The organism is Neobacillus cucumis (assembly GCF_002860255.1).
GTDB classification, from domain to species: domain Bacteria; phylum Bacillota; class Bacilli; order Bacillales; family Cytobacillaceae; genus Neobacillus; species Neobacillus cucumis_A.
Genome location: NZ_PGVE01000017.1, coordinates 137008 through 152722 on the forward strand (window position 1 = coordinate 137008; position 15715 = coordinate 152722).

Below are 15715 nucleotides of genomic sequence, written 5' to 3' on the forward strand. Positions count from 1 at the left end.
CTCTGAAACTTATTCAAATCAATAAAGGTCTACTTATTTCAAAATGAGATAAGTAGACCTTTTTTAAAAAAGGGGACCAAAAATGACTAAATTAAGGGCGATCCAAGTTGGAACAGGAGGTTTTGGAACCTCTTGGCTTGAAATATTAGAAAAATTTCAAGATATTGAGTTAGTAGCGGTAGTCGATGTGAATCAAGAAAATCTTGAGAATGCGAAAAAGTTTGTTAAAAACCAATCGGTTGAATACTACACAGATCACATAGAGGCCTTTACAAAAAGTAAGGCCGATATCGCCGTGATTATCACCCCTCCACAAACGCATAAAAAGCTGGCCCTTGATGCGTTAGCTTATGACTTACATGTTTTTATGGAGAAACCAATTGCGCAAACATTTGAAGATGCGAAAGAGTTACTTGAAAAATCCAGAATCTACGAGAAATTCATTATGATCAGTCAAAATTATCGCTGGAGACCCGAAATACAAGCCGTTAAAAAGGCTCTAGATGAGGATGTAATCGGAAAAGTAGAATACGTTGAATGGAACTTTCGCCGGGCTACCAAATTCGGAGGCTGGAGAGATCAATATACAGAGATCCTAATCGAGGATATGAGTATTCATCACTTTGACTTAATGAGATATCTACTAGGAGTAAATCCTTCCACTGTATTTGCCAAAAGCATGAAACCTTCCTGGAGCTGGTTTAACGGCAATAGTGCTGCAAGTATTGTAATGGACTTTGAAGGGATCCTTATTAACTACTTTGGAAGCTGGGTAACAAGAGGGAAAGAAACGCCATGGAATGGTGAGTTTAAGCTGGTGGGGGAAAAGGGTGTCCTTGAATTAACAGATGATTGTCCGACGGTTACGCTTGAAAATGGCCAAACAATACAACTAGCCATAGAATCAATGGATTATCAGGATCGAGAGTACTCCATTTACGAAATGATATCAGCTATTAAACAAGGAAGAAGCCCGGTTACGGATCTTTCTGACAATATTCAAAGCTTTGCCGTAGTGGGGGCAGCCTTACAATCCATCCAACAAAGCAAAGAAATTGATGTCCAAAATATTCTGATAGCAAGGAGTGTAGAAGCATGAAACTAGGTGTATTTGCAGTATTATTTTCAAAAATGTCTTTAGGTGAAATGTTGGATTACGTTAAAGAAAGCGGTTTGGACACCGTTGAAATCGGTACCGGAGGATATGTCGGCAATGCCCATTGTAACCCAAAAGAATTACTTGCAGACAGTAGGAAATTGGAACAATTTAAACAGGCATTTGAATCAAAAGGGATTAAAATCAGTGCATTAAGCTGTCATGGAAATCCGCTGCATCCCAATACAGAAATTGCCGATGAACACCATGACGTATTTGTTGATACGGTGAAGCTAGCTTCAATTTTGGGTGTAGAAAGTGTAGTAACCTTTGCAGGATGTCCAGGTGAATCAGAGTATTCACAACACCCTGTCTGGATTACGAATCCTTGGCCTGAAGACTTTTCTAATGTAGTGAAGTGGCAATGGGAAAATAAAGTCATCCCTTATTGGAAAAGGCAATCTGAACTTTTAGAAGAATGTAATGTTCGTGTGGCCATTGAACCACATCCAGGGTTTGTTGTCTATAATACAGAAACCGCATTGCGTTTACGAAATGAGTGCGGGAATAGAATTGGGATTAATTTTGATCCAAGTCACTATTTCTGGCAAGGAATGGACCCAGTAGTCAGTATTAAGGCACTAGGAGATGCCATCGTCCATTTTCACGCAAAAGATACGAAGGTTGATAACCAAAATTGTCTTTTGAATGGGGTGCTAGATACAAAATCATATGCTGATATTTCAAATAGATCTTGGGTATTTAGAACTGTTGGATACGGACACGGAGAAGATGTGTGGAGAGATATAATAAGTGCTCTCCAAGTCATCGGGTATCAAGGCGCCATTAGTATTGAACATGAAGATGGACTCATGAGTGTCGAAGAAGGATTTAGTAAAGCTGTAGCATTCTTAAAGGATATGGTAATTAAAGAGGGCGCTAAGGAATTATGGTGGGCATAAAAAGAAGTTAGAATTGGGATGGTTGACTAGGTTGAATGGTAGAGTTAAATACACCTCTATCATTCAGCTTTTTTAATTTTTTTTAACTAGAGGATAAGACAATCAGGCTCCAATAAAATAATACATTTTTCGTAAAGTCCGGTGCAATGTATTCCATTTTAATAGAAGATGTAACGAGTTTCTTAAAAATAGTATATATTTCCATTTCATACTTTATAATAGAGAGGAAATATATTGTGACTTTACCTTACTTTAATAATGGTTAGATGGAGAAAGTCATATATAATCACAAAATATATTAAAAATTAATGCTTTTTGGAGGTTATCATGGGAAGATTAGTTCATTTCGAAATTCATGTGAGTGATATGGAAAGAGCCAAGAAGTTTTATGGAGAGGTGTTTGGCTGGACCTTTCAAGATTGGAGTGACTATGCAGGAATGCCTTATTTTGGAGCAGTAACTGGTAATGAGGATGAACTAGGAATTAACGGTGCGTTGATGCAGCGTCAGAGTGCTCCTCCAGAAACAAATCAGGCCTTAAATGCATTTGCATGTACAATGGGTGTAGAAAATTACGATTTAACCGAAACAAAAATTTTAGAAAATGGAGGCCAGGTGGCCATGAAGAAGTATGCCTTGCCTGGAATGGCGTGGCAGGGTTACTATATTGATCCGGAAGGAAATATATTTGGAATCCATCAACCAGATAAGAACGCCAAGTAATTGATTTCCACTAAAAATAAAAGCACCTTTTATTAACGGGCTCCGTTTCCTATCGCAAAACGTCAATTTGCACAGGAAAGTGCAAACTAAAATGGTATCCTTTTTGCATAATAAAATGTAGGACAATTTGTAAGGCAAGAGAGATTAAAAAACATTAGAAAAAGCAAGGGTTTATACCCTTGCTATTTTTGCTTTTTAATTGCTATTTCTTCGGATTGCGAATGACGAAGTTTGCAAGCCATTTCCGCCTTCTCCGTATCATTTTCGTGTAGGTATGAGAATTCATAGGCGGAGAATTTCCGGCTAATGTATTTAGGGGTAGCTTTAGAAGCGGATATAAGAGGAGATATTCCGATTAACTGTTCTAAAAAAGACAAAATCCAAAGATTTGGATAATATTAACTGAAAAACTCCCCTTATTTTTAAGAATATATGGGTATTTCCCAATTTAGCCGGAATTATACCGTTTATCTTTTATACACAGTGAACTTAACATTCAGTTATAACAGTGCCTAACCTTAAATTTTTAAAAAAATTTTTCTGTAATCACTCTTAAGTAAATCATAATAATATTATGTAAACAATATTATTGCTAGGATTCTCTTTCAACATTTAATTGAATACATAGCAATGGGTCTGTCCTAATAGTCTTTTTGAGCCATTCACTTTATCCTTTAACTCCTATAAGATAAATATTATTAAAAAATAAGCACGATTGAGTCATCTTTTTAACTCAGTGAGGGAAAGGAGATCAATGTGAATACAGATCAAGCCTTTGAATTTTTAAAAGCAGCAGGACTTTCTGAAGATAATTGTGTTGAAACGGTAAGACGATGGCTGCGAGAAAAGAAAATTATATATCTGGGTAAGGGTGCGTTTCAACAAAATGACTACATAATTCAAGATACAGAAGAAGCTATCAATCTACTAAATGATGCAGGTGTCGCACCTAGTGTGGGCATTCAGGTCGTTCAACGCTGGCTGTATGAAGGTAAAATTCAAAAAGTAGGAAACGGGAATCAATTAACCGAATACATAGCAAATGTAAAAAATCCTAAGCAAGTAATCAATCCACCTTCAGACCAGGATAAGCTTATCAGAGAATTAAAAGCTAAAGTAAAAGTGCAGGATGAACATATAAAAGAATTAGAGGAACTCCATAAATCGTCAGTCAAGACTTTCATTCAGCAAAGAAATAAATTACAAAAAGAAATACTTAACTTAGAACTTGAAAAAAATGAATTACAAAAGGAAACTAAAAAGGTACTCAAGGATAATATTGAACTGCGCAGTGAGTTGTTATACTTAAAAGAAAAACTTTCAAAACAAGGGAAAAGAGTTCCTGAAAAGGTTCACATCTCATCATCCGTTCAAACACTCGATTATCGTAAAAAGTTAGGACTATCAAAAACGGCAAGTGAGAAAGAAGTATTAACAAGATATAAAAAATTATTAAAAATTACCCACCCTGATCATGGTGGCAACCCAGTAGTCTTTCATTATGTAAAAACAGACTATGATCATTATAAAAATGGCATGTAAGGATCATCTTTTAGTCTAAGGAGTTATCGATGGACACTCAATTAAAATGGAACACAAAACATAAGGAACGTCTGACACAAATGGACGGGTCTTCACCGAATCCAAGATTAGTGAAATTATCGGATTATCTCAATGGCGGTATCGCCCTTGATCTTGCATGCGGCCTAGGTGGTAACAGTTTATATCTTAGTCAAAAGAACTATAAAGTACATGCCATGGATATTTCGGAAGTTGCGATCGCTTATATTCAGGACCAGGCCGTAAAAAAGAACGTTTCAATTGATGCCCAGATAGCAGACCTTACTGCACTGGATCATTTCACCTGGGAAAACCGAACCTATGACATGATTGTTGTGACCTATTACCTGGATCGTTCGCTTTTTCCTCTTATTAAAAAAATCCTTAAAGAGGGTGGCTGCTTTTTCATGGAGACCTATTACCAATCGCCAAAAACAGAGAATCAGGGAGTATCTAATCAGTACAAACTGAAGTCGAAAGAATTGTTGAACGAATTTGGAGATTGGAAAGTTCTTTTTTATGAAGAAAATGAACACGAGGGACGGCAAACAATTTTTTGTCAGAAATAGCATGGGGGAAGGCAAGATTATATCAGTAAAATAGTGGATTAAAAATCCACTGTTTTTTGATCTTTGAATGATTATAAAAGTACACACTTAAATGTTATTACTTTTTCTGAGCCAGCCACTCTGCTACAACCTTTGCTTGGTCAGGTGAAATGACGCCAGAAGGCATGGCATTTCTTCCGTGGTTAATGATATTCTCAATTTCACTTTGCGAATATTTTGATCCAATTTTAGTTAAATTTGGTCCTGCACCACCTTGCAGGTTTTGACCATGACAGGTAACACAATTGCTGCTCACAATCTGTTCTGCCTTATCAGCTGAGGAAGTACCCTTATCTTGAGCGGTATTTGTTGCCTGTTTTTGAGGTCCTTCGTAAAAAAATAATAAAAATACTAGTAATCCAGCCAGAATTACATTAGCTCCCAGCGTAACCCATATTTTTTTCATTTATATAAACCTCCATGATAGTAGAAATATTCATAATAGAGAAGACCAATTATAAAAGATTGACCAAACTAGACCACTGAATAATAAACCTGTAATAAATAAGCCCCAAGAATGTTTTTTATCTTCCCAGCAACCTACAATAAGGGCAAGACCCACTGTAAATCCAATAAAGGCAAGCCATGGGAAGGTATCATTGGCTTTATAAAAATAAAGGCCAACGGTCGTTGTTAATAAGATGGATAAGAGAATCTCATTTATTAATGATAATTCTGATTTCACATGAGTGTCCATTACGTTCCTCCCACTGAATGTATCAATTCATCAATTCTTTTCTGTAAAATTGATTTACTGTTAATATGTACTTTCTACAATAACTTAAATCGAAAATCATTTTTACAATTATTGTCAAAGATAGAACAAAAAACCCGATTATTCGAATAGACCGATCACAAGGGCTATTTTTGCTCCAATTCCACGAAAAATTTTTCCTTCTGACTTTCTTTCATAATAAATTATGGAAATCCTTTCATTTTCCATCCCTGCCTATCTTTATTGCCCCGCTACAGTGGGTATCCAACATACATTCTTGGCAGTTATTTACAATTAATGGGTGATTAACCAAGTTTATTTTTATAATCGAAAATCTTTAAATCGAGTTACTTTTCTTGACCGTCAAAAAGTTCGGGAGTATCATGGTTACGTAATTTAATCAAGGTTACTAATTGTTACCTCTAATAAATTTTAAGGACATAAAGAAAACTTTTGAAGGGGTGAAAAAGATGGTGGAAGTTACTTTGATGATTCATTACAGAGGAAAAAATTATTTAACAAATGTAATGGTTGAAAAGGGCACACCAGAAAAGCAAATTTTGCGGATCGCAAAGGAGCAAATAAAGAAGCAAATGGTTAAATTAAAAAAAGTAATATAGATATCTCCTGGTTTTCGAAGGAAAGGAGTTAAAATTACTTGAACCAGAAAAAAGAAGTCGGAGAAAAAGCAGTCGAATATGTGAAAGATGGAATGGTCGTGGGTCTTGGGACGGGTTCCACTGTATTCTTTACCATTTCCAAACTAGGAGAATTAGTCAAACAAGGACTTTCAATAAAAGGGATCCCTACTTCTATACAAACAGAGCAATTAGCAAATCAGCTTGGAATTCCATTAGTTTCTTTTACTGAAATCAATCAAATTGATATCGCAATAGATGGTGCCGATGAAGTCAGTGCTGATTTAGACCTCATTAAAGGGGGAGGAGGCGCCCTGCTTAGAGAGAAAATTATAGCGAAAGCAGCGAAAACTTTTATAGTTGTGGCCGATTCCCACAAACTAGTGAATAAATTAGGATCCTTTCCTCTGCCAGTTGAAGTGGTACCTTTTGGGGTAGAAATGACAACAAAATATATACTGGAACTTGGGGGAGCGCCAAAGTTACGGCAAAAAAATGGGAGCCCTTATCTTACGGATAATGGTAATTATATTCTTGACTGCCATATCCAACCTATTATACATCCTGAAGAACTAGAAAGAGACCTGAACATGATACCTGGCATTGTGGATAATGGCTTATTTGTCGGAATGGCTGACTACATCATTACCATGAATGAAGATAAGGAAATAGACATTAAAATCAAAAAGCGGTAAAAAAGTATAACACGCTAATCGTTTTTAGATAATTTTACAACAATGAGGAGAAACAGCTATGGAATCAATGACATTTGTATTATTTGGAGCAACAGGGGATTTAGCAAAAAGGAAAATATACCCAGCTCTTTATAATTTATATATAGATCAAAAGCTCCCTCAACCTATATCTATTATTGGTTTAGGCCGAGGTAAATTATCACATTTTGATTTTCAAGAAAAAGTAAAAGAATCAATTTTAGAGTTTTCTCGTCGGTTAGAGCATGACGCGAGTCAAATGGGAGAATTTTTGAATGCCTTTCGTTTTAGTACATTAGATGTAAATAAAACAGAGGATTATCAAAAATTATTGAAGTTGGTGAAGGAAAGAGAAGAAGAATTACAAATGAAGGAACATCGCATGTTTTATCTTTCCGTGGCACCGGAATTTTTCGACATCATTGCGCTAAATATAAAAAATAGCGGGCTTGGTGAAACAAATGGATGGAAACGACTAATCATCGAAAAACCATTCGGCCATGATCTCCAATCTGCTCGAGAACTAAATGAAAAACTAAGCCGGGCCTTTGATGAAGATGAGATTTATCGCATTGACCATTACCTGGGTAAGCCGATGGTTCAGAACCTGGAAGCTCTAAAATTTGCTAACCCCATCCTCCAGTCTATCTGGAATAAGGATCATATTGCGAATGTTCAAATTACAGCTAGTGAAACAGTTGGAGTCGAACAAAGAGCAGGTTATTACGATCATTCGGGTGCCATTCGAGACATGGTGCAAAATCATATGCTTCAAATGCTTATGATGACTGCAATGAATTTGCCTTATAAGATGAACGCAGCTGAAATTCGAAATGAGAAACGCAAAGTGATGGAAGCTGTCCGTCCATTTATAAAAGAAAAGGTTAAAAACCATATTGTTCGTGGACAGTATGCGTCCGGAGAGATCAACGGTCAGTTAGTTTCAGGTTATAAAGATGAGCCGGGAGTAAATCCATCCTCTCAAACTGATACATTTGTTGCTGCTCGTTTATGGATTGATAATCCGTTATGGAGTGGCGTTCCTTTCTATGTACGAACAGGAAAAAGAATGAAGGAAAAGTCGACTCGTATCGTCATCGAATTAAAAAACAGTTTAAAACTTCTTTATAACCAGGATCAAACGGTAAAACCCAATTTATTAATCATCGACATCAATCCTGACGAAAATGTTACCTTGCAATTGAATGGTAAAAATCCATTGAACGGGAAAATTGAACCAGTTAGAATTAATTTTTCTTGCGAAGATTTAAATCGAAATCGGTTAGGGGTACCAGAAGCATACGAAAGACTCATCTTTGATGCATTAATTGGAGATTCTACCTTCTTTGCCCATTGGAAAGAAGTCGAATTATCTTGGGAATGGGTACAGCCAATACTGAATGCCTTTGAAGAAAATTTATCGCCTCTTCATGAATATCAGTCTGGCTCCTATGGACCTGAAGCTGCTGATTTTTTATTAGCTGAAAATGGATTCAAATGGTGGTTGGATGAAAAAAATATAGAAGATAAACAAATAATCCCTCAAAAATAACGATTGTGCAGGAGGAAAATCGACATGACGCAAAACATTGAGAACTTAGCTGTAACAACCATTCGAACCTTGGCAATTGATGCGGTTAATGCGGCCAATTCTGGTCATCCAGGACTTCCAATGGGAGCAGCTCCAATGACCTACGCCTTATGGGCAAACCATTTGAATCATAATCCTAAAAATCCAAGCTGGTTTAACCGTGACCGATTTGTTTTATCAGCAGGACACGGCTCAAGCTTACTATACAGCATGCTTCATTTATTTGGATATGATGTCTCCATGGATGATTTAAAAAACTTTAGAAAATTAAATAGTAAAACTCCAGGACATCCTGAATTCGGTCATACTGCAGGAGTAGAAGCAACCACTGGCCCATTAGGGCAAGGAATTGCCAATGCTGTAGGGATGGCGATGGCGGAAGCACATTTAGCTGCAAAATTTAATAAAGAGGGATTCCCAGTGATTGATCACTATACCTATGCATTAGTGGGTGATGGTGACCTTATGGAAGGAATATCCTACGAAGCTATGTCAATGGCAGGCCATATGAAGCTCGGCAAACTGGTTGTGTTATATGATTCAAACGATATCTCCCTTGATGGTGAATTAAACGTTTCCTTCTCCGAAGATGTCAAGAAAAGAACAGAATCTGCTCATTGGCACTATTTAAGAGTAGAAGATGGCAACGATATCGAGGCTATTACAAATGCAATCGCCACAGCAAAGCAGAATACTGACCAGCCAAGCTTGATTGAAATCAGAACGATCATTGGTTACGGAAGTCCAAAGGTAGCAGGAACAAACAAGGCTCACGGTGCACCACTTGGAGCTGAAGAAGGGAAAGCGACTAAACAAGCCTATAATTGGCTTTATGAGGAAGATTTCTACGTTCCGGAGGAAGTAAAGGCTCATATTAAACAATTAAACCTTAAGGGAATGAAAACAGAACAAAGCTGGAACCAATTATTTGATTCTTATAAAAAGGAAAATCCAGAATTGGCAACACAATTATCTAATGCGATCGATGGAAGAGTTCTTATCGATCTAAATGATATTCTAACGTTTGATAACGGCAAATCCGTATCCACTCGTGTGGCCAGCGGGGATGCCATTAATCATTTTGTGAAAACCGTACCAGCCATTTTTGGAGGCAGCGCGGACTTATCTCACTCTACGATGACTGAGATTAAAGGGGAACAAATTTATGCGGTTGAATCATACGGAGCACGGAATGTTTATTTTGGTGTGCGTGAACATGCCATGGGTGCAGCAGCAAACGGGATGGCTTATCACGGGGGGGTAAAGCCGTTTGTCAGTACATTCTTTGTATTTAACGATTATCTCCGTCCTTCTATTCGCCTAGCAGCTTTATCAAAGCTTCCAGTGATTTATGTGTTTACACATGATTCTATTGCAGTTGGCGAGGATGGACCAACACATGAGCCAGTGGAACATTTAGCTGCCCTTCGTGCCATCCCAGGTCTAACGGTCATTAGACCAACGGATGCGAATGAAACCGCAAGTGCTTGGGCTTTTGCTCTTCAACAAACAGAAGGACCAGTCGCCCTAGTTTTAAGCCGCCAAAACCTGCCTGTATTTAACGAAACAAAAGCAAATATTGAAAATGTTTCAAAGGGTGCTTATGTATTAACAGAAACCAATTCAACACCACAGGTCATATTGATTGCAACAGGATCGGAAGTTTCATTGGCTGTCAATGCAAAAACCGAACTAGAAAAAGATCATATTTCTGTGCGTGTCGTAGCGATGCCAAGCTGGGAGTTGTTTGAAGATCAATCAGATGAATATAAAGAGGCGGTACTCCCTTCTTTAGTAACAAAGCGTTTGGCAATTGAAATGGGTATACGATTAGGATGGGAACGCTATGTAGGTTTTGAAGGGAAAGTATTATCCATTGAGTCATTCGGTGCTTCTGGAGACGGTGGTTCCGTGATGAAGCATTTTGGTTTTACGACTGAAAATGTCGTGAATCTGACAAAATTAGTTTTAAAAAAGTAAAACGTGGGGGAATTGAGGATGAAAGTAGGATTAATTGGCCTAGGAAAAATGGGGTTTAACTTAGGACAAAATCTAATGGAGCACAATCATGAAGTGGCAGCGTTTGACGTAAACCCAAATGCTGTCGAAGAAATCAAAAAGTACGGAGCAAAAGGCGCAGCAAACTTTAAAGAACTTGTGGAATCTTTGGAACAACCAAGAATCCTTTGGATTATGGTTCCGCATGCGCATGTGGATTCTGTGATTGGTGAAATTCTACCGTTTTTAAAAGAAGGAGATATCGTCATTGAAGCGGGTAATTCCCATTATAAAGAATCGATTCAACGTTATAACGAATTAAAGGAATTGGGCATTCACTTTATGGATGCAGGGACATCAGGCGGTATGGAGGGGGCTCGTCATGGGGCTTGCTATATGATTGGCGGAGATCCAGAGGCATGGGAGATTGTTGAACCTCTTTTTAGAGATACATCTGTAGAAAATGGATATTTATATGCAGGAAAAGCAGGAAGCGGTCATTTCCTAAAGATGGTTCATAATGGCATTGAATATGCCATGATGGCTGCTATTGGTGAAGGATTTGAAGTTCTTGAGAAAAGTGATTTCAATTTTGACTATGAAAAAGTAGCAAAAGTTTGGAATAATGGTTCCGTGATCCGTTCATGGCTGATGGAATTAACCGAAAATGCATTTTCAAAATATCCAAATTTGGATGAAATCAAAGGTATTATGCATTCCTCAGGGGAAGGGAAATGGACAGTTGAAACTGCACTTGACCTTCAAACAGCTACCCCTGTTATCGCCTTGTCTTTATTAATGCGTTATCGTTCTTTAGAGAATGACACGTTTACAGGAAAAGTGGTAGCAGCACTTAGAAATGAATTTGGTGGACATGCGGTCGAAAAAAGTGAATAATAAGAATGTATAAAATATTTATCGGAGGAGAAAACAGCATGAAATTTTTTATTGATACTGCAAATTTAGACGAAATTAAAAAGGCTTACAAGATTGGGGTCTTATCAGGTGTTACTACAAACCCTTCTTTAGTTGCTAAAGAGGGTGTTAAATTTGAAGATCGTATAGAAGAAATTCTAAATGCTGTTCCAGAAGTGGAGTCTGTATCAGCTGAGGTAACTCCAAACGCATTAACAGCAGAGCAAATGATCGCGGAAGCCAACGAGCTTATCAAAATTAATGGCGGAGATAAAAACATCACCATTAAACTTCCAATGACATTGGATGGGTTAGAGGCATGCCGCTACCTAACTAAAAAAGGTGTAAAAACAAATGTTACCCTTATTTTCACCGTTAACCAAGCATTATTGGCAGCACGTGCTGGCGCAACTTATGTATCCCCATTCTTGGGCCGTTTAGATGACATTAGTGAAGACGGAGTTCAACTTGTTGCAAAAATTGCTGAATTGTTCCGTGTTCAAAAATTAGATTCACAAATCATTGCCGCATCCGTTCGTCACCCAGACCATGTCACTCGTGTAGCATTGGCTGGTGCTCATATAGCAACCATTCCATTTAAAGTCATTGAGCAATTGTCTAAACATCCATTAACCGATCAAGGAATTGAAAAATTTGCCGCTGATTGGAAAAGTGCGCTCTAAACTTTGGTTCATACAAACACCCTTATCGCTTTTAAGATAAGGGTGTTCTTTTAGATTTTTATTTAATTCTTTGTTCAAATAATGTGACTAGAGGGAGAGTAGTCAATGCGTCTTGACACAAAACTATGTGAAATACTTGGGATAACCTATCCTATTATCCAAGCGGGAATGGCTGGGGGTCCTACAACAGTGGAACTTGTTGCCAGTGTTTCAAATGCCGGAGGATTAGGCTCCTTAGGTGCTGCTTATATGAAGCCAGAAGAAATAAGAACAGCTATTAGAAAAATAAAAGAGCAAACCTCTAAGCCCTTTGCTGTAAACTTATTTTGTACGGATTGGCAAGATCAATTTGCTAGAGTAGAAGAATCGCAAAAAGTCTTGAATGCGATTCGAGAGAAGTTAGGACTGAACCATTTGAATCAGCAGGTAGCAACGAATGATTTTTTTGAAGAACAGTTTGAAGTACTGATTGAAGAAAAAGTCCCTGTGATTTCTACTGCTTTTGGTATACTTCCACGAAGTAAAATGGCTGTAGTCAAGGAACAAGGAATGAAGGTTACTGCAATGATCACGACGGTACGGGAAGCACAATTGGCTGAAAGCGAGGGGGCCGATATCATTATTGCCCAGGGAAGTGATGCCGGTGGTCACCGGGGGACATTTGATATTGACAAAAACACCCATGGTGCGGACATTGGAACCTTCTCTCTTGTTCCACAGGTGGTGGATGCTGTTTCGGTGCCAGTAGTTGCTGCTGGGGGAATCATGGATTGCCGAGGCCTCGCTGCGGCGTTAGCTCTAGGGGCCCAAGGTGTGCAAATGGGTACGGCTTTCTTAACCACCATAGAGTCGGGGGCGCATGCAGTCTATAAACAAGCCCTCATTAATAGTACAGAAGAAAGTACGGTTATTACCAAAGTCTTTTCTGGACGCCCTGCTAGAGGAATTAAGAATGCTTTTATTCAAGCCTACCAAGACTCGAATCTTCCACCCGCTGACTTTCCGACACAAAATACTTTAACGAGTGATATCCGTAAGGAAGCGGCTTTACAAAATAACTCTGAATATATGTCTCTATGGGCTGGACAAGCGACAAGACTTTTGCAAAATGAAATAACAGCGGGGAAATTGATAAAAGATTTGGTAACAGGTTTTGAACAGTTATTTTCCTAAAGTCGATAGAGCGAATGAAGAGAAAATCCGAACCTTCAATACAATAGCTAAAGATAATAAGCGGTTATTTAACAAAAAATAAAAAAATTTTTTAAAAAATATAAGAGTAATACGCAAATTTTTCATGTTGATATATTGATATACTCCTTAGCCTGCATTTAAATGATTAAATCCCTATGATAAAAAATCATAGGGATTTTTTTGTCTCTTTTGATCAAAGATTAAAAATGCACTAGTAATGAACGTTCCTTTTTATTCATAGAAAAAGAGTAGTGTTATAAAATGTAACATATATAACATAAAGAATAGCCGTAACCTTTTATGTATATTTATTATTTCAATATAGATATACTTTGTGAGAATTTCTAACAAAACGTTGATAAGTAAACGTTTTATATTTATAAATGTAAATATTTCCATATTAAAAGTGATTTCAAGAGAATAATTTTTTGCTATTTTTCTATTTACGAATGAAAAGACGAGGTATATAATCTGTATTAAATTAACACCAAATGTAAGTAATGGAATAAATGTTAGATTTATTTATATTTACATGTTAATAAATCTAACATGAACTACTATCAATCCACTTAAGGGGGTGAAAGGTAAAAAGAAAAAAATTTTTACCTGTTTATATCTGAATATTAAGTAAATTTAAAAATAAGGGGGCTTTATGATGAAAGGGAAACGAAGACTTTTCAAAAATTTGCTAGCGATGATTGTATTGGTTTTAGCACTAAGTGCCTGCAGCAGTAATTCAAGTACTACAACTTCAACTGAAAATGGAGCTTCAAAGGATGCAGGAAAACCTACATACGGTGGGACGTTAGTCAGAGCTGATATATACGGTGACCCACAAAACTTGGACCCAGCCATTCGGTCACATGGAACAAGCACTTCGATGATTACCTGGAACATTTTTGAACCTCTTGTTCGCTACGATGCAGTCAAAGGAAAGTTTCTTCCAGCAAATGCAGAAAGTTGGGAGATTAGTACAGATGGAAAAGTTTATTCCTTTACTTTACGAAAGGGAGTTAAATTCCACAACGGACGTGAAGTAACAGCGGAAGATTTTAAGTACACATTAGAAAGGGTTCTTAATCCAAAGACCGCTTCACCAAATGCCGGCAGTCTAACAGGTATTGTGGGGAGCAAAGAATTTATGGCTGGTAAAAGTAAAGAAGTATCAGGGATTAAAGTGGTTAATTCTACAAAGTTAGAGATTACACTTTCAAAACCGGATAACACCTTTTTAACCATCATGTCTTTACCGTTTACAGGTGCAGTACCAAAAGAAGTGGTAGAAGAAAAAGGAGATAAATTTGGGCAGGAGCCAGTTGGTGCGGGTCCATTTAAATTCTCTAAATGGGTTAGAGACAGCGAGGTAGATTTAGTGGCAAACGAGGATTATTACGCTGGTAAGCCTTATTTAGAAAAAGTAGATTATATAATCATGACGGACCAAACGGCTCGTGATAACGCGTTTGCTTCGAAACAAATCGATATGATGGTTTTAGGAGATGCGCAGTATAAGCGTTATGCAACGGATCCTTCCTATAAGTCACAAATTGTAGAAGTTCCAGAGTTATTTACACGAAATATGAAATTCAATCTTGATAAAAAGGGCCCATGGCAAGATGTACGTGTCCGCCAAGCGATTAACTACGCAATTGACCGCGATACCATTATTGGTTCGGTTATTCAAGGAAAGGCCTATTCTGCTTTAGGTGTCCTTCCAACTTCAATCCAAGGCTTTAACAAAGCAGTTACTTCCTATAAGTATGAACCTAAAAAGGCAAAGAAATTACTTGAAGAAGCAGGATATGGTAATGGATTTACATTAAACATTTTAACCACTTCCCATCCAGCCTTTGGATTACCGGCTGTTGAAGCATTAAGTGGTTATCTAGAAAAAGTAGGTATTAAAGTAAAGACTGAACAAGTTGATTTTGCCACACTAACTGATCGCTTAAATAGCGGTAATTATGAAGTAGCTATGTCTTCAAATGGCGGTTCTACGAATCCGGTTGAATATTTAAGCCGTTATTTCCATTCGAAAAACGATGGAGCATCCGGAAATACAAGTCATTATAAAAACCCAGCGGTAGACACTCTGCTGGATAAGGCAAGCGAGACAACTGATAACAAGGAAATGATCAGTGACCTTCAAAAAGCGGAAGATTTGATTGTTAAAGATGCTCCATGGTGGTTCTTTAACTACAATAAAGCCGTTATTGTCCATCAAAAATGGATTAAGGGATTGCAGCCTGTACCAACTGATATTGATTATCAAGATCTAACTAAGGTGTGGGTGGATGAAAGTCAAAAATAAGAAGGGAG

At 37.5% G+C, this 15715-nt stretch carries 15 protein-coding genes; 13 read left to right on the plus strand and 2 right to left on the minus strand.

Going from position 1 to position 15715, the window contains the following annotated elements:
- Positions 1 to 82: 82 nt before the first annotated feature.
- From CVD27_RS03290 to CVD27_RS03310, 5 genes are all read left to right on the plus strand, one after another.
- On the plus strand, positions 83 to 1099 hold the full coding sequence (locus CVD27_RS03290) for a Gfo/Idh/MocA family protein (RefSeq protein ID WP_101646462.1): 1017 nt from the start codon (positions 83 to 85) through the stop codon (positions 1097 to 1099).
- On the plus strand, positions 1096 to 2058 hold the full coding sequence (locus CVD27_RS03295; protein WP_101646463.1) for a sugar phosphate isomerase/epimerase family protein: 963 nt from the start codon (positions 1096 to 1098) through the stop codon (positions 2056 to 2058). The genes CVD27_RS03290 and CVD27_RS03295 overlap by 4 nt, the downstream gene beginning before the upstream one ends.
- Positions 2059 to 2385: 327 nt before the next feature.
- Positions 2386 to 2781: a VOC family protein gene (locus CVD27_RS03300; RefSeq protein ID WP_101646464.1), complete on the plus strand. Its 396-nt coding sequence runs from the start codon at positions 2386 to 2388 to the stop codon at positions 2779 to 2781.
- Between the two features lie 756 nt (positions 2782 to 3537).
- Complete coding sequence (locus tag CVD27_RS03305; protein WP_101646465.1) at positions 3538 to 4323, plus strand: hypothetical protein; 786 nt, start codon at positions 3538 to 3540, stop codon at positions 4321 to 4323.
- 29 nt (positions 4324 to 4352) lie between these two features.
- Positions 4353 to 4910 carry a class I SAM-dependent methyltransferase gene (locus tag CVD27_RS03310; protein WP_101646466.1) on the plus strand — a complete coding sequence of 186 codons (558 nt, stop codon included), beginning with the start codon at positions 4353 to 4355 and terminating at the stop codon, positions 4908 to 4910.
- 97 nt (positions 4911 to 5007) lie between these two features.
- On the opposite strand, the gene CVD27_RS03315 is transcribed toward CVD27_RS03310, so the two are convergent.
- Together CVD27_RS03315 and CVD27_RS03320 are read right to left on the minus strand one after the other, a co-directional pair.
- Positions 5008 to 5355: a c-type cytochrome gene (locus tag CVD27_RS03315; protein WP_101646467.1), complete on the minus strand. Its 348-nt coding sequence runs from the start codon at positions 5353 to 5355 to the stop codon at positions 5008 to 5010.
- A 30-nt stretch (positions 5356 to 5385) separates the two neighbouring features.
- Positions 5386 to 5646 (minus strand): hypothetical protein, encoded by a 261-nt coding sequence (locus tag CVD27_RS03320; protein ID WP_101646468.1) that lies wholly within the window; start codon positions 5644 to 5646, stop codon positions 5386 to 5388.
- A 488-nt stretch (positions 5647 to 6134) separates the two neighbouring features.
- On the opposite strand from CVD27_RS03320, the gene CVD27_RS27720 reads away from it, so the two are divergent.
- From CVD27_RS27720 to CVD27_RS03355, 8 genes are all read left to right on the plus strand, one after another.
- Positions 6135 to 6284 (plus strand): BA3454 family stress response protein, encoded by a 150-nt coding sequence (locus CVD27_RS27720; RefSeq protein ID WP_142384070.1) that lies wholly within the window; start codon positions 6135 to 6137, stop codon positions 6282 to 6284.
- Positions 6285 to 6322: 38 nt separating this feature from the next.
- Positions 6323 to 6997, plus strand: coding sequence for a ribose-5-phosphate isomerase RpiA (gene rpiA, locus CVD27_RS03325; RefSeq protein WP_101646469.1), 675 nt, complete (start codon positions 6323 to 6325; stop codon positions 6995 to 6997).
- Between the two features lie 58 nt (positions 6998 to 7055).
- Positions 7056 to 8567, plus strand: coding sequence for a glucose-6-phosphate dehydrogenase (zwf, locus tag CVD27_RS03330; protein ID WP_101646470.1), 1512 nt, complete (start codon positions 7056 to 7058; stop codon positions 8565 to 8567).
- Positions 8568 to 8591: 24 nt separating this feature from the next.
- Positions 8592 to 10586: a transketolase gene (tkt, locus tag CVD27_RS03335; RefSeq protein WP_101646471.1), complete on the plus strand. Its 1995-nt coding sequence runs from the start codon at positions 8592 to 8594 to the stop codon at positions 10584 to 10586.
- A gap of 18 nt (positions 10587 to 10604) precedes the next feature.
- Complete coding sequence (gene gnd, locus CVD27_RS03340; protein ID WP_101646472.1) at positions 10605 to 11501, plus strand: phosphogluconate dehydrogenase (NAD(+)-dependent, decarboxylating); 897 nt, start codon at positions 10605 to 10607, stop codon at positions 11499 to 11501.
- A gap of 38 nt (positions 11502 to 11539) precedes the next feature.
- The gene (fsa, locus tag CVD27_RS03345) at positions 11540 to 12202 is read left to right on the plus strand and encodes a fructose-6-phosphate aldolase (protein WP_101646473.1); all 663 of its coding nucleotides are present in this window, start codon (positions 11540 to 11542) and stop codon (positions 12200 to 12202) included.
- 105 nt (positions 12203 to 12307) lie between these two features.
- Positions 12308 to 13375, plus strand: a complete 1068-nt coding sequence (locus CVD27_RS03350; protein WP_101646474.1) for an NAD(P)H-dependent flavin oxidoreductase — start codon at positions 12308 to 12310, stop codon at positions 13373 to 13375.
- 676 nt (positions 13376 to 14051) lie between these two features.
- Positions 14052 to 15707, plus strand: a complete 1656-nt coding sequence (locus CVD27_RS03355) for an ABC transporter substrate-binding protein (RefSeq protein WP_180960130.1) — start codon at positions 14052 to 14054, stop codon at positions 15705 to 15707.
- Positions 15708 to 15715 lie beyond the last annotated feature (8 nt).

Bases quoted from the DNA above. Each gene is read 5' to 3' on its own strand.
- CVD27_RS03355 (WP_180960130.1), top strand. From the start codon at position 14,052: ATGAAAGGGAAACGAAGACTTTTCAAAAATTTGCTAGCGATGATTGTA.
- CVD27_RS03320 (WP_101646468.1), bottom strand. From the start codon at position 5,646: ATGGACACTCATGTGAAATCAGAATTATCATTAATAAATGAGATTCTC.
- CVD27_RS03315 (WP_101646467.1), bottom strand. From the start codon at position 5,355: ATGAAAAAAATATGGGTTACGCTGGGAGCTAATGTAATTCTGGCTGGA.
- CVD27_RS03300 (WP_101646464.1), top strand. From the start codon at position 2,386: ATGGGAAGATTAGTTCATTTCGAAATTCATGTGAGTGATATGGAAAGA.
- CVD27_RS03295 (WP_101646463.1), top strand. From the start codon at position 1,096: ATGAAACTAGGTGTATTTGCAGTATTATTTTCAAAAATGTCTTTAGGT.
- CVD27_RS27720 (WP_142384070.1), top strand. From the start codon at position 6,135: ATGGTGGAAGTTACTTTGATGATTCATTACAGAGGAAAAAATTATTTA.
- gnd (WP_101646472.1), top strand. From the start codon at position 10,605: ATGAAAGTAGGATTAATTGGCCTAGGAAAAATGGGGTTTAACTTAGGA.
- fsa (WP_101646473.1), top strand. From the start codon at position 11,540: ATGAAATTTTTTATTGATACTGCAAATTTAGACGAAATTAAAAAGGCT.
- tkt (WP_101646471.1), top strand. From the start codon at position 8,592: ATGACGCAAAACATTGAGAACTTAGCTGTAACAACCATTCGAACCTTG.
- CVD27_RS03310 (WP_101646466.1), top strand. From the start codon at position 4,353: ATGGACACTCAATTAAAATGGAACACAAAACATAAGGAACGTCTGACA.
- CVD27_RS03290 (WP_101646462.1), top strand. From the start codon at position 83: ATGACTAAATTAAGGGCGATCCAAGTTGGAACAGGAGGTTTTGGAACC.
- zwf (WP_101646470.1), top strand. From the start codon at position 7,056: ATGGAATCAATGACATTTGTATTATTTGGAGCAACAGGGGATTTAGCA.
- CVD27_RS03350 (WP_101646474.1), top strand. From the start codon at position 12,308: ATGCGTCTTGACACAAAACTATGTGAAATACTTGGGATAACCTATCCT.